At 60.3% G+C, this 11,957-nt stretch carries 14 protein-coding genes; 7 read left to right on the plus strand and 7 right to left on the minus strand.

What is annotated here, in order from left to right; all coding sequences use genetic code 11:
- Window positions 1-37: 37 nt before the first annotated feature.
- The 3 genes from phnD to trpS form a co-directional block, all read right to left on the minus strand.
- Complete coding sequence (gene phnD / locus RE418_RS23940) at window positions 38-970, minus strand: phosphonate ABC transporter substrate-binding protein (protein WP_089180666.1); 933 nt, start codon at window positions 968-970, stop codon at window positions 38-40.
- 47 nt (window positions 971-1,017) lie between these two features.
- The gene (gene phnC, locus RE418_RS23945; protein WP_019454697.1) at window positions 1,018-1,851 is read right to left on the minus strand and encodes a phosphonate ABC transporter ATP-binding protein; all 834 of its coding nucleotides are present in this window, start codon (window positions 1,849-1,851) and stop codon (window positions 1,018-1,020) included.
- A 117-nt stretch (window positions 1,852-1,968) separates the two neighbouring features.
- Entirely contained in the window at window positions 1,969-2,976 is a 1,008-nt protein-coding gene (trpS, locus tag RE418_RS23950) for a tryptophan--tRNA ligase (RefSeq protein WP_043136919.1), read from the minus strand.
- A gap of 290 nt (window positions 2,977-3,266) precedes the next feature.
- Between trpS and RE418_RS23955 the strand changes: the two genes are divergently transcribed.
- Window positions 3,267-4,142, plus strand: a complete 876-nt coding sequence (locus RE418_RS23955) for an NAD(P)-dependent oxidoreductase (protein ID WP_025302011.1) — start codon at window positions 3,267-3,269, stop codon at window positions 4,140-4,142.
- Window positions 4,143-4,174: 32 nt separating this feature from the next.
- Here RE418_RS23955 and RE418_RS23960 read toward each other — a convergent pair whose 3' ends face one another.
- From RE418_RS23960 to RE418_RS23970, 3 genes are all read right to left on the minus strand, one after another.
- Entirely contained in the window at window positions 4,175-4,702 is a 528-nt protein-coding gene (locus RE418_RS23960; RefSeq protein ID WP_043136914.1) for a cysteine hydrolase family protein, read from the minus strand.
- Window positions 4,703-4,727: 25 nt separating this feature from the next.
- A complete protein-coding gene (locus tag RE418_RS23965) occupies window positions 4,728-5,831 on the minus strand; it encodes a suppressor of fused domain protein (protein WP_025302009.1) in 1,104 nt (367 codons plus the stop codon).
- 163 nt (window positions 5,832-5,994) lie between these two features.
- Window positions 5,995-6,867, minus strand: a complete 873-nt coding sequence (locus tag RE418_RS23970) for an oxygenase MpaB family protein (protein ID WP_025302008.1) — start codon at window positions 6,865-6,867, stop codon at window positions 5,995-5,997.
- Window positions 6,868-7,109: 242 nt separating this feature from the next.
- Here RE418_RS23970 and RE418_RS23975 point away from each other — a divergent pair, with 242 nt between their 5' ends.
- The 4 genes from RE418_RS23975 to RE418_RS23990 all read left to right on the plus strand — a co-directional run bounded on the left by RE418_RS23975 (window position 7,110) and on the right by RE418_RS23990 (window position 10,340).
- On the plus strand, window positions 7,110-7,553 hold the full coding sequence (locus RE418_RS23975; protein ID WP_016928596.1) for an acetyltransferase: 444 nt from the start codon (window positions 7,110-7,112) through the stop codon (window positions 7,551-7,553).
- A gap of 262 nt (window positions 7,554-7,815) precedes the next feature.
- Window positions 7,816-8,841, plus strand: coding sequence for a methionine ABC transporter ATP-binding protein (locus RE418_RS23980; RefSeq protein WP_025302007.1), 1,026 nt, complete (start codon window positions 7,816-7,818; stop codon window positions 8,839-8,841).
- On the plus strand, window positions 8,834-9,502 hold the full coding sequence (locus tag RE418_RS23985) for a methionine ABC transporter permease (protein ID WP_004939505.1): 669 nt from the start codon (window positions 8,834-8,836) through the stop codon (window positions 9,500-9,502). The genes RE418_RS23980 and RE418_RS23985 overlap by 8 nt, the downstream gene beginning before the upstream one ends.
- Before the next feature lie 19 nt (window positions 9,503-9,521).
- The gene (locus RE418_RS23990; protein ID WP_043136906.1) at window positions 9,522-10,340 is read left to right on the plus strand and encodes a MetQ/NlpA family ABC transporter substrate-binding protein; all 819 of its coding nucleotides are present in this window, start codon (window positions 9,522-9,524) and stop codon (window positions 10,338-10,340) included.
- A gap of 35 nt (window positions 10,341-10,375) precedes the next feature.
- Here RE418_RS23990 and RE418_RS23995 read toward each other — a convergent pair whose 3' ends face one another.
- Complete coding sequence (locus RE418_RS23995; protein ID WP_049203879.1) at window positions 10,376-11,020, minus strand: TetR/AcrR family transcriptional regulator; 645 nt, start codon at window positions 11,018-11,020, stop codon at window positions 10,376-10,378.
- Window positions 11,021-11,196: 176 nt separating this feature from the next.
- Between RE418_RS23995 and RE418_RS24000 the strand changes: the two genes are divergently transcribed.
- Both RE418_RS24000 and RE418_RS24005 read left to right on the plus strand, forming a co-directional pair.
- Window positions 11,197-11,454, plus strand: a complete 258-nt coding sequence (locus RE418_RS24000; RefSeq protein ID WP_016928600.1) for a DUF1471 domain-containing protein — start codon at window positions 11,197-11,199, stop codon at window positions 11,452-11,454.
- A 191-nt stretch (window positions 11,455-11,645) separates the two neighbouring features.
- Window positions 11,646-11,903 carry a YdgH/BhsA/McbA-like domain containing protein gene (locus RE418_RS24005; protein ID WP_016928601.1) on the plus strand — a complete coding sequence of 86 codons (258 nt, stop codon included), beginning with the start codon at window positions 11,646-11,648 and terminating at the stop codon, window positions 11,901-11,903.
- Window positions 11,904-11,957: the final 54 nt, after the last annotated feature.

The following is an 11,957-nucleotide window of genomic DNA, read 5'->3' on the forward strand; positions in this document are numbered from 1 at the left end:
TGAACCCCTTCATTCGGACGGCCGAGGCAGCCGGGAATTAACGGTCGCCTTTGGTCAGCTCGCGCTTCATATCGATGATGGTCTGGTATTCCGCCAGGGTGGTGTCGCCGATGTGCTGTTTGCCGCCCATCGCTTTGATAAAGCACTGGTGATCGTCTTTATCCAGCTTCTTGATGGCGGTGACCACTTTGGCTTTGAAGTCGGCCGGCAGCGAGTTGCTCACCAGGATCGGGCCGTTCGGGATCAGCGGCGACTGCCAGATGATGCGGATCTGTTTCATCAGGTCCGGGTGATCCATGCGGATCATGCGGGTGAACGCGCCGCTGGTGTAGCCGGTGTTGTAGTCGCCGATCATCGACGCCCAGGTCACCGCGCCTTCGAACTGGCCGTTCAGCACGCCAAGGATATCCTGCTCGTGGCCGCCGGAGAAGGTGACGCTGGAGAAGGTGTTGTTGTATTTGTTGTCGACCGTGCCGCCGAACAGCTTTTTAAACGCCTGATTCGGGATCAGGAAGCCGGAGGTGGAATCCGGATCGGCGAAGCCGATGGCCTTGCCCTTCAGATCTTCCAGTTTCTGGTACGGGCTGCCGGCCTTCACCACCACCACCGAGTGGTAGCCGCGCGACTGGTCGACGTCGTCGACCGCGATGCCAACGATGTCCACCGCTTTCGGATCCTTGATGTAGACCGAGGCGAACGACGACGGCGACATGCTCAGCACCAGGTCAATCTTGCCGCCCAGCAGGCCCTGGATCACACCGGAATAGTCGGACGAGTTGCGCAGCTTGGTATCGACATTCAGTTCCTTGTCCAGGAACTGCTTCACGCACTGGTTATCGCCGATCTGCTGGGTGGCGTTCTGGCCGCCGAGAATGCCCAGGTTCAGCTCTTTCGGCGCACCCGCTGCGGCAGCATTAAATACCATCATCGCGCCGGCCATCAGGGTGGTCAGACTCAATACTTTTTTCATTAGGTGTGCCTTGTGTGTAAAGGTAAAGGGTAAAGGTCAAAAGTGCTTCAATGGATCTGATTGGCTTCTTCGCCATACAGCTGGTGCAGGATCCGTTCGTTCAGTTGCGAAGGATGCCCGTCAAACACGATCTTCCCGTGGGCGATGCCGATCACCCGCGAGCAATACTCTTTCACCAGTTCGACCGAGTGCAGGTTCACCATCACCGCGATGCCGTCTTCGCTGATTTTCTGCAGCGCGTCCATGATGCGGCGGGTGTTTTTCGGATCGAGCGACGCGACCGGCTCATCGGCCAGCAGGATTTGCGGGTTTTGCATCAGCGCGCGGCAGATGGCGACGCGCTGCATCTGGCCGCCGGAGAGGTGCTCGGCGCGCTGCAGCGCGTGCGGCAGCATGTTGAGCCACTGCAACAGCTCGATGGCGCGAGCGCGGTCGGCGTCATCGAACAGTTTGAAGAAGGATTTCAGGGTGGAGGTGTGGCTCAGGCGCCCCAGCAGCACGTTGGTCATCACGTCCAGCCGCGGCACCAGGCAGAAGTCCTGGAAGATCATGCCGCAGCGCGCGCGCCATTGGCGCATCTGGCGGCCGGCAAGCTGGGCGATATCCTGCGCCACGCCATCGTCTTCGAAGTGCAGCATCTCGCCGCAGCTGGAAGGAATGGTGCCGTTGAGGGTATGCAGCAGCGTGGACTTGCCTGCGCCGGAGCGGCCGATCACCGCCACGAACTCGCCGGCGTGCAGATCGAAATTGATGTCATCCAGCACGCGCTGCTGCGCTTTATAGGCCTTGCCGAGTCCCTTTACCGATAATACTTTGCGGGATGCGGCGGCGTGCTGCCCTGGAAAGTCGTGCTGTGCCAATTTTAACAGTGCCTGAGCCATATGATTTCTCTGGTTTCAGTGGCTAATCATTATGGGCACCTATTAACGGATAAGTTTATGACAGTGGGATGATCGTTTTATGGCCGGGGCGTGACGCGTGCCGCCCCGGCGTGCGCATCATTCCAGGCTAAAGAAGTCCAGCCCCAGCGCCATCTTGACCTGCTGCAGCGTCTGCTGGCTGACCTGATGCGCGCGGCGGGTGCCGTGCTGCAGGATACGCGTTAGCTCGCCTTTATCGGCAATGAATTCGGCGCGGCGGGTGCGGATCGGCTCGAGCAGGCTCTGCAGGCAATCCTCCAGCAGCCGTTTGATTTTCACGTCCCCCAACCCGCCGCGCCGATAGTGCGCCTTCAGCTCCGCCACCAGTGCGGCGTCTTCGCAGAAGGCGTCCAGATAGGTGAACACCATGTTGCCCTCCACCCGGCCGGGATCGCTGACGTTGAGATGGCCAGGATCGGTGAACATGCTCATCACCGCCTTGTGAACCTCGTCGGCGCCGGCGCCAAGCGGGATGGCGTTGCCGCGCGATTTCGACATCTTGCCCTGCCCGTCCAGCCCCGGCAGACGCCCGACGTTGCTCAACAGCGGCTGACACTCCGTTAATATCGGTTGGCCAACGATGTGGTTGAAGCGCCGCACGATCTCGTTGGTTTGCTCCAGCATCGGCAGCTGATCCTCGCCGACCGGCACGTGGGTGGCGCCGAAGGCGGTGATGTCCGCCGCCTGGCTGACCGGATAGATCAGAAAACCGGCCGGCAGGCTGCGGGCGAAATCCTTCTCGGCGATTTCGTTTTTCACCGTCGGGTTGCGTTCCAGCCGCGCCACGCTGACCAGATTGAGGTAGTACATCGTCAGCTCGGCCAACGCCGGCAGCGCCGACTGCAGGCAGATCGTGGTCTTGTGCGGATCGATGCCGACCGCCAGATAGTCGGCCACCACGTTGAGCACGTTGGCGCTGATTTTTTGCGGGTTGTTGCCGTTGTCGGTCAGGCCCTGCAGATCCGCCACCATCACCGTTTGGTTATGCTGGTGCTGCAGTTCGACGCGTTGGCGCAGCGAGCCGACAAAGTGACCTAAATGCAGTGGGCCGGTAGCGCGATCGCCGGTAAGAATGGTGTAGCTCATGACAGTGCTCCTGAAGGTCTGTAGACCGCCGGATCAACGCCACAAAAGATAATGCCGCCAAACCGGCGGCATTAAAAAGAGATGTGAATACTCGTGCCGCCTCAGAAGAGGCGCCACCATGACTGATTGTGGGTGGAGTGCATCGATATATTCATGCCATCAAGGTATACCCGCAGCGGCAATGCGTCAATAGCCCGCCGCCGGCGCGTAAGAAGGCGTTACACTCCGGCATTTGCGTTCCTGGCCCGGCGCGCTAGGGTAAAACCTTCAACCTGAAAAAGGAGCGCATGATGAAGATCGGATTTGCCGGACTGGGTGGGATGGGCAGCGCCATGGCAACTAACCTGGTGCAGGCGGGCTTCGCGTTGACGGTATGGAACCGCTCGCCGCAGGCGGCGCAGCCGCTGGTAAACGCCGGCGCGCGACAGGCCGAACGGCCAGAACAGTTGGCCGATGCCGACGTGCTGATCACCATGCTGGCCGACGATGCCGCCACGCAACAGGTGGTGGTGGACAGCGGATTGCTGCAGCGGATGAAACCGGGCGCGCTGCATATCAATATGGCGACCATCTCGGTCGAGCTCGCCAAACGCCTGACGACGCTGCATGCGGAACACGGCATCGGCTATCTCGCCGCACCGGTGCTGGGGCGGATCGACGTGGCCGCCGCCGGCAAGCTGAATATTCTGGCAGCCGGCGATAGCGAACGGCTGAAGCAAGCGCAGCCGCTGTTCGATGCCCTCGGCCAGAAAACCTGGCACTTCGGCGCCGACCCGGCGCAGGCCAACGTGGTCAAAATCGCCACCAACTTTACGCTGGCCAGCGCCATTGAAGCGATGGCGGAAGGCAGCGCGCTGGTGCGCAACTACGGCGTTTCCGGCGCCGACTACCTGCAGATGCTGAGCAGCACCGTCTTCGCCGCCCCGGCTTACCAGGGCTATGGTGCGCTGATCGCCGCCGAGAAGTATTCACCCGCCGGATTCCGGCTGGCGCTGGGGCTGAAGGACGTCGGGCTGGCGCTGGCCGCCGGCGCCGACAGCCATACGCCGATGCCGTTCGCCGGAGTGCTGAAGGACAACTTCCTCGACGCGATGGCGCAGGGGGATGCGGATCTGGACTGGGCCGCGCTGGCCAAGGTGGCGGCGCGGCGGGCGGGCCTGAAATAACGAACGGGGGCGCTGGCCCCCGTTTTCCGTTCTCAGAACACGATGTCCGCTGCGGGCACGGCGCGGATCGGCACGCCGAAGCTGTCGATATTCGACAGCGTCTCGTTATGGTGGGTACGGATCAGCAGGCCGTCGGCATAGGATTTGTCGTGGCAGGTGTGGGCATCCGCCGCCAGCGTCACCGGATAGCCGTGCGCCGCGGCGCTGCGCACCGTGGAATCGATGCAAAACGGCGTGGAGTAACCGCAAACCACCAACTGCGATACGCCGTTGGCGATCAGCAACGCGCCAAGCGAAGTGCGCAGGAACGAGTCCGGCGTGGTTTTATCCACCCGATGGTCGCTTGGCGCCACCTTCAGCGCCGCGAGCACTTGCCAGGCGGCGCTGCCGTGCGGCAGCTCGTCGTCCGGCGTATGGTGCTGAATGACGACAACCGGCACGCCCGCCCGGCGGGCGCGCTCGCTCAGCTGATTAATGCGCGTAACGGTGCCCGTGGCATCCGCCGGCGGCGGCGTAAACAATCCTTCCTGCACATCGATAATCAACAGCGCGGTGGTCATGGCGGCTCCCGAAGATTAAGCCGCGTCAGCACACCGGCTGGCGCGGGCGGAAAATATGATCGACGCCCTGCTCACGCAACCGGTTCACCAGATCGTGCCCGCCGTTCGGCGTGGCGTGCGCCAGCTGGCGCTCGGCGGTAAACACCGGGCTGGCCCAAAACAGGTTCACCGGGTCGCCGTACTGCTGCGGCAGAGTCAGATGCGCGTGATGCGGGTAGAAGGACGACGATAAAATATAGCCCTCGTAGCCCAGCGGCGCCACGTCCGACTCCAGCGTATGCCCTTCGCCGATCCAGGTCAGCCGCGCCCAAGGCGCGTGCGCGAAACCGGCCAGCGCGCTGGCCATCTGCACCGCGTTGTCTTCGGTCATGTATTGGCTGTCGATGGCGATCGCCATCTCCATGCGGCGATAGCGCGAAGCCTCGTCGTTGAACAGAATCTCCACCCACGGCATCGGCCGAATGCTGACGCCCATGGTGAGGAAGTAATAGATGCCGTCGCGCTCGTGCTGGGTGATGGCCATCGGCGGCCACTTGCCCTGATCGATGGCGTAGTATTTTACCGAAGGGCCGAAATGCGGCTCATAGCGCGCCTGAAAATCGCGCTGCATCTTCGGCCACGGGTTGCCCTCTTCACGCTGCCAGCTGCGCCAAAACTGGCGGGTGCTTTCCGCCTGCGCATATTGCGTGTTGGTCGAGGCCGAGCCGAGCGGATAGGCCAACGGGCTCTCCTTGATGCAGCTGGCCGAATAGCACACCGAATGGTCGATATACAGGCTCCAACCGGGGATCACCGCCAGCAGCTGGCCGTAATACCACAGGGCCGCGCCGTCGTCGCTTTCGCTCCACACCACCATCAACCCTTCCGGGTTCAGCGGCGCTTCCCCTTCCAGGTTGCGGCAAAATTCCGCCGCCAGCATCGGCGGCTGCCCCTGCTCCAGCGCGGCGCGATCTTCCTGCAGCGGCGCGGCGGCCAGATTGCGCAGCCAACAGGCGCGCACCTGATAGCGATCGCTGTAGGCTTCGGCGGGATAGATATAAAAATAGGCTGCCCGGTGATCTTGCTGAACCACCGCGACCAGCGTCTGGTTCTCATTGCTGACTTCAGCAAGTACGTATGACTCGTTCATATCACCTCAATAGGGTCAGGGCGCGGCAGAATCGGCTGCGCGCAAAAAATGGAATGTGGCTTTGCCCCCAAGTGTAAAACGCATTACTGGCCGGATCACCCGTAAAAGTCTCAAAAGCGGCCGTAAACGAAGATAAACAAAGACTAATTATAGCGGCTGTGGCTCATGACGGCCGAGTAATGCGCCTCACCGCGCGCTGATAGGAACCGTTGCGCATCGACGCGCCCAGCACTTTGCCGAGGCCTGCGGCCCCCGTTCGCACCAGCCGCCGCCGCAGTGCGCCCGGATGAAAGCCGAACTGCCGCTGCGCCCAATCGGGCAACAGATCGATGCCTGCCTGCATCACCACCCCGCCGAGCGGGCGCGCCAATGCGCTAGGTGCCGGCGCTTTCAGCAGAATGCGCGCCACCTCTTGCGTGCGTTCATCGCAGACCAGCTGCGGCCGCATCGCCTGCAGGTACTCTTCGACCTCCGCGCAGGACTGAGGAATGGCGGTCGCCCCCAGCGCGGCGGCCACGCGCGCCGCTTCGCGGTAGTATTGATCCTGCAAATCGCGGGAAAGATGCGGGTTACGGTAGCGCAGGTGGCTGGCCAGAAAACGGCTGCTCTCCGCCACGTGCACCCAGGTGAGCAGCGCCGGATCGCTGGCGGCATAAGGCGTGCCGTCGCTGCCGACGCCGGTCACCCGCAGATGGATGGCTTTGACTTTGGCGATCAGCCGCTCCGCCTCGGCGGTCGGGCCGAAGGTGGTGACCGACACGAACTGGCTGGTGCGGCGCAGGCGGCCAATCATATCGTCGCGGAAGTTGGAGTGATCCCATACGCCGGCCAGCGCCAACGGGTGCAGCATTTGCAACAGCAAGGCGCTGACGCCGCCGCACAGCATCGGGGTGAAATCGCGGTGTACCTGCCAGATGACCGACTGCGGGCCGAACAGCCCCGGATCGCCGGGCGGATTCTCAAAATCGACGCCGCCGAGCGCCAACCCGGTCAGGCTGAGCACCTGTTTTTCTATCGCTGCGCGTACCGCTTCCATCCTGCCGCCCTCTTGCTCATTCAGCGGCCAGTGTATCACGCGGCGAGCGCCTCATTGCGCCCTGCGGCGGTTGAAAGCATTAACTTACTGAATTACAGTTGTTATACCGCTTGCAACCAGGCGGGCCTATTCGATCCACTGCAGAGGCGCTTTGCAGGGCGTTAACCCACGTTAATTCGGCACTAACCCCACAAAACCTCTATCTAGTTTCTTTTCCTTCAACTTAGATAGCAGAGAGTTCGATGATTACCATCAGAGCACGCGCGGCGGAAGACAACGCGCAATTGGCAGATATCTGGCTGCGTTCGGTGCGCGCCACTCACCACTTTTTAACCGAAGACAACATCGCACAGCTGTTCCCGCTGGTGCTGAACGACTACCTGCCGGCGGTCAACGTTTGGGTGGCCGAAGAGCGGCCGGGGCATCCCTGCGGCTTTATCGGTCTGAACGGCAACAAGGTGGAGATGCTGTTTATCGACGCCGATCAGCGCGGCAAAGGGGTGGGCAAAGCGCTGCTGACCCACGCGGAAACGCTGCACGATGAGCTGCAGCTGGACGTGAACGAGCAAAATCCGCAGGCCAGCGGCTTCTACCGCCACTACGGTTTTGTCATCACCGGCCGCTCGCCGCTCGACGGCCAGGGCAACCCGTTCCCGCTGCTGCACATGAAGCTGGAAAAACGCTAGCCCTCCACCGGCCGCCCAGCGGCCGGTTTTCTCCCCCCATGGCGCCCGCCGTTTAATATATCAAATCAGAATAAGTAATAGATTTTACATTCTTCCTGTCACTATCAACCCTCGGTAGGATTGCCCGGTATTCACCCGCAACAGAGGTTCCGTCCGCCACTTCCCGCCGGGTCGTGCCCCGCCGAAAAGCCGAACGATCCCTGTCCGGCGCAACGCGCTCCGGACGGAATGCTGTGATGTATCGATAAGGATCCGCTTCGTTATGATCGTTCTTTCGAACGTTTGCAAAACTTTTGACAGCGCACAGGGCCGCGTCGTGGCGGTAGACGACGTCAGTCTGGCGGTGGACGCCGGGCAAATTTACGGCATCATCGGCTACAGCGGCGCGGGCAAAAGCACGCTGATCCGCCTGCTCAACGGCCTGGAAACGCCCACCAGCGGCCGCATTGACGTGGGCGGTTTCGATATTGCCCGCGCCAAAGGGAGCCATCTGCGCCAGGCACGCCTGAAAATCAGCATGGTGTTCCAGCACTTCAACCTGCTGTGGTCGCGCACCGTCAGCCAGAATATCGCTTTTTCCATGCAGATCGCCGGCGTGCCCAAGGCGCAGATTGCGCCGCGCGTGGCGGAACTGATCGCGCTGGTCGGCCTGCAGGGGCGCGAAAACGCCTATCCGTCGCAGCTCAGCGGCGGCCAGAAACAGCGCGTCGGCATCGCCCGCGCGCTGGCCAATAACCCGAGCGTGCTGCTGTGCGACGAGGCCACCTCGGCGCTCGATCCGCAAACCACCGACGCCATTCTCGACCTGCTGCTGGACATCAATCGCCAGCTGAAATTGACCATCGTGCTGATCACCCACGAGATGCACGTGGTGCGCAAAATCTGCCACCGCGTGGCGGTAATGGAAAACGGCCGCATCGTCGAAGAAGGCCCGGTGCTTGACGTGTTCACCCGGCCACAACAGCCGATCACCCGGCAATTCGTCAAACAGGTGTCGCAGTATGCGGACACGGAAGAGAGCTTCAATCCGCTGCTCACCGCTCATCTGCCGGGGGCGATTTTCAAGCTGACCTTCGTTGGCGTGCAAACCCATCAGGCGGTGATCTCCGAAGTGATCCGGCGCTACGCCCTGACCGTCAACATTCTGCACGGCAAGATCAGCCACACCCTCAACGGTTCGTTCGGCGAACTGTACATTCACGCCGAAGGCAACGAACAACAAGTCGCCGACATGCTCAGCCTGCTGCACGAAAGAGATATCGCCGTCGAGGTTATCCAACATGATTGAATCCCTGTTCCCCCACCTGCGCCTGGACCAACTGTGGGACGCCACCTGGGAAACGCTGTACATGACCGGCATCGCCGGTTTGGCCACGCTGGTGCTGGGCATCGTGCTCGGCGTGCTGCTGTTTTTAACCTCGAAGGGCCAGTTGCTGCAGAACCGGGCGGTCTACTCGCTGATCTCCGTACTGGTCAACGTCTTCCGCTCCATTCCGTTCATCATTCTGATCGTGCTGCTGATCCCGTTCACCAAGTCGCTGATCGGCACCATTCTCGGTGCGGACGCCGCCCTACCGGCGCTGATCGTCGGCGCCGCGCCGTTCTACGCCCGGCTGGTGGAGATCGCGCTGCGCGAGGTCGACAAAGGGGTAATCGAAGCGGCGCGCTCGATGGGCGCCAAAAACCGCACCCTGATTTTCCGCGTATTGCTGCCGGAGAGCTCGCCGGCGCTGGTTTCCGGCATCACCGTCACCCTGATCGCACTGGTGAGCTACACCGCGATGGCCGGGGTGATCGGCGCCGGTGGCCTGGGCAACCTGGCCTATCTGGAAGGCTTCCAACGCAACCACAGTGACGTGACGCTGGTGGCGACGCTGACGATCCTGCTGATCGTTTTCGTCATTCAGTTCATTGGCGACACCCTGACAAGAACGCTCGATAAACGTTAATTAACCAAGGAAAACGATGATGAAAAAGCACCTACTGATGTTGGCTTTCGCCTCTGTCGCCACCCTCGCCTCTTACGGCGCCGCCGCGGCGACCAAGCTGGTGGTCGGCGCCTCCAACGTGCCGCACGCCGAGATCCTCGAACAGGCCAAACCGATACTGGCGAAGGAAGGCATCGATCTGCAGATCAAGCGCTTCCAGGATTACATTCTGCCGAACACCGCCTTGGCCAGCCACGACATCGACGCCAACTACTTCCAGCACGTGCCTTACCTGAACTCGGTGCTGAAAGACCACGCCGACGACAAGAGCTACGACTTCGTCAGCGCCGGCGCGATCCATATTGAGCCTATCGGCATCTACTCGAAGAAGTACAAGAGCCTGAAAGATCTGCCGGAAAACGGCAAAATCATCATGCGCGACGCGGTGGCGGAAGAAGGCCGCATTCTGTCAATCTTTGAACAGCAAGGCGTGATCAAGCTGAAGCCAGGGGTGAGCAAGGTGGACGCGCGCATCACCGACGTGGTGGAAAACCCGAAACACCTGAAGTTCCAGGCGAACGTTGAAGGCGCGCTGCTGCCGCAGATGTACAACAACAACGAAGGTGACGCGGTGGTGATCAACGCCAACTACGCCATCGACGCCGGGCTGAATCCGACCAAGGATCCAATCGCGGTCGAAAGCGGCGAAAACAACCCGTACGCCAACATCATCACCGTGCACAAAGCCGACGTGAACAAGCCGGAGATCGTGGCGCTGGTGAAGGTGCTGCACTCCAAGCCGATTCAGGACTTTATCCGCGAGAAATACCAGGGCGCGGTGATCCCGGTCAATCAGTAGTAGGTTATACGGCCCGGTGAAAACCGGGCCTGTTGTTACACCTTATTGCCAATCTGGCTGAGCCGCGGCCACACCAGCATCAGCGCCTCCAGCAACCGCAACAGCTCGCTCCGGCTTGCCCCTTCTCGCGCCTGCACCGACATGCCTTCAATGGTGCAAATGACGTATTTCGCCAGCAGCGCGGTATCGGTTTTCGCCAGCAATTCGCCCTGCTGCACCTTGCGATCGAAGCAGACTTTCAGCGCCGCTTCCTGGGCATGATGTTTTTTGCGCAGCATCTGGGCGACGTCGTCGGAAGCGGACGACAGTGCCGCGGAGGCGCACACCATAAAACAGCCTGACGGCGTATCGGGGTCGGTAAACACTTCGACGGAAGAGCGCACGTAGGCCTCGACGATCTCGGCCACCGGCACATCCTGTTCCAACAGCTGGTTGGTGCAGGTGGTGTATTTTTGCAGATAGCGTTCCACCGCCGCGCGGAACATCCCCTCTTTGTTGCCGAATTCCGCATACAGCGTCGGCGCCTTGGCGCCGGTCACTTCCACCAGATCGGCCAGCGAGGTGGCTTCATAACCGTGCCGCCAGAACAGATCGAGCGCGCTTTCCAGCGCCCGGTCGCGATCAAATTGTTTTGGTCTGCCACGGCTTTTCTTGCCGCAGACCGCTTCATTGATGCTCATCGTTCCTCTCCTATCCCGCTCCACGGCAGGCTTAGCACAAATAACTTAACGATCATTATAAAAAAATATTGCGCGCTCGTCGAGAACCGATTAGCATTTAGTTATCGATCGTTAAGATAATTTAACGAAGCAGATTAAAACCCTCTATTGACCGTTATCGGAAAGGAATTAACATCATGAAAAACTTAAAATTAACCTTAGCAGCTCTCACTCTGGCCAGCGTTTCCTTCGGCAGCTTCGCCGCCGATTTAGTCCAGAACCAACCGGCAGACCAGCAGAAAGTGGGCGTTATCACCGTCAGCGGCGCATCCGATCTGACCTCGCTGGAAAACAGCCTGGCCGCCAAAGCCGATCAGGCCGGTGCAAAATCCTTCCGCATCATCGGTGCCGGCGGTAACAACCAGCTGCATGGCACCGCAGAAATCTATCAATAACAAAGTATTAAGCCAACTGATTGCCTGTCCTTTTGCTCACAACGCCAGGGCGTAAAAAAATTAATTAACGAGCATTAAAAAAATACTTGCAATCCGTTAAACCGGCATCTAACATTAAATTATCGATCGTTAATCAATTTAACGACCTTACAAAACAAACATCGTAAAGAACAAAGATAGGAAATAAGACCATGAAAAACCTGAAAATGACCATCGCAGCCATCGCACTGGCTTCCGTCTCCTTCGGCAGCTTCGCCGCCGATCTGGTTAACGCACAACCCGCCGACCTGCAAAAAGCCGGCGTCGTCACCGTCAGCGGTGCGTCCGACCTGAGCAGCCTGGAAAACAAACTGGCGGCCAAAGCCGACGCGGCGGGCGCCAAATCCTTCCAGATCATCGCCACCACCGGTGACAACAAACTGCACGGCACCGCGATCATCTATAATTAATGGCCAGATAGGCAATCGTGCAAAAGGGCGGCTCAGGCCGCCTTTTGTTTGTTT

This window comes from Serratia sp. szju, assembly GCF_044594185.1.
In the GTDB taxonomy this organism is placed as follows: Bacteria; Pseudomonadota; Gammaproteobacteria; order Enterobacterales; family Enterobacteriaceae; genus Serratia; species Serratia bockelmannii.

Excerpts from the sequence above, each read along its gene's own strand:
- RE418_RS23975 (WP_016928596.1), top strand. The coding sequence starts at position 7,110 with ATGATTACCATCAGAGCACGCGCGGCGGAAGACAACGCGCAATTGGCA.
- trpS (WP_043136919.1), bottom strand. The coding sequence starts at position 2,976 with ATGAGCTACACCATTCTTACCGGCGATCGCGCTACCGGCCCACTGCAT.
- RE418_RS23960 (WP_043136914.1), bottom strand. The coding sequence starts at position 4,702 with ATGACCACCGCGCTGTTGATTATCGATGTGCAGGAAGGATTGTTTACG.
- RE418_RS23995 (WP_049203879.1), bottom strand. The coding sequence starts at position 11,020 with ATGAGCATCAATGAAGCGGTCTGCGGCAAGAAAAGCCGTGGCAGACCA.
- RE418_RS23980 (WP_025302007.1), top strand. The coding sequence starts at position 7,816 with ATGATCGTTCTTTCGAACGTTTGCAAAACTTTTGACAGCGCACAGGGC.
- RE418_RS24005 (WP_016928601.1), top strand. The coding sequence starts at position 11,646 with ATGAAAAACCTGAAAATGACCATCGCAGCCATCGCACTGGCTTCCGTC.
- RE418_RS23965 (WP_025302009.1), bottom strand. The coding sequence starts at position 5,831 with ATGAACGAGTCATACGTACTTGCTGAAGTCAGCAATGAGAACCAGACG.
- RE418_RS24000 (WP_016928600.1), top strand. The coding sequence starts at position 11,197 with ATGAAAAACTTAAAATTAACCTTAGCAGCTCTCACTCTGGCCAGCGTT.
- RE418_RS23985 (WP_004939505.1), top strand. The coding sequence starts at position 8,834 with ATGATTGAATCCCTGTTCCCCCACCTGCGCCTGGACCAACTGTGGGAC.
- RE418_RS23990 (WP_043136906.1), top strand. The coding sequence starts at position 9,522 with ATGAAAAAGCACCTACTGATGTTGGCTTTCGCCTCTGTCGCCACCCTC.
- RE418_RS23955 (WP_025302011.1), top strand. The coding sequence starts at position 3,267 with ATGAAGATCGGATTTGCCGGACTGGGTGGGATGGGCAGCGCCATGGCA.
- phnC (WP_019454697.1), bottom strand. The coding sequence starts at position 1,851 with ATGGCTCAGGCACTGTTAAAATTGGCACAGCACGACTTTCCAGGGCAG.
- RE418_RS23970 (WP_025302008.1), bottom strand. The coding sequence starts at position 6,867 with ATGGAAGCGGTACGCGCAGCGATAGAAAAACAGGTGCTCAGCCTGACC.
- phnD (WP_089180666.1), bottom strand. The coding sequence starts at position 970 with ATGAAAAAAGTATTGAGTCTGACCACCCTGATGGCCGGCGCGATGATG.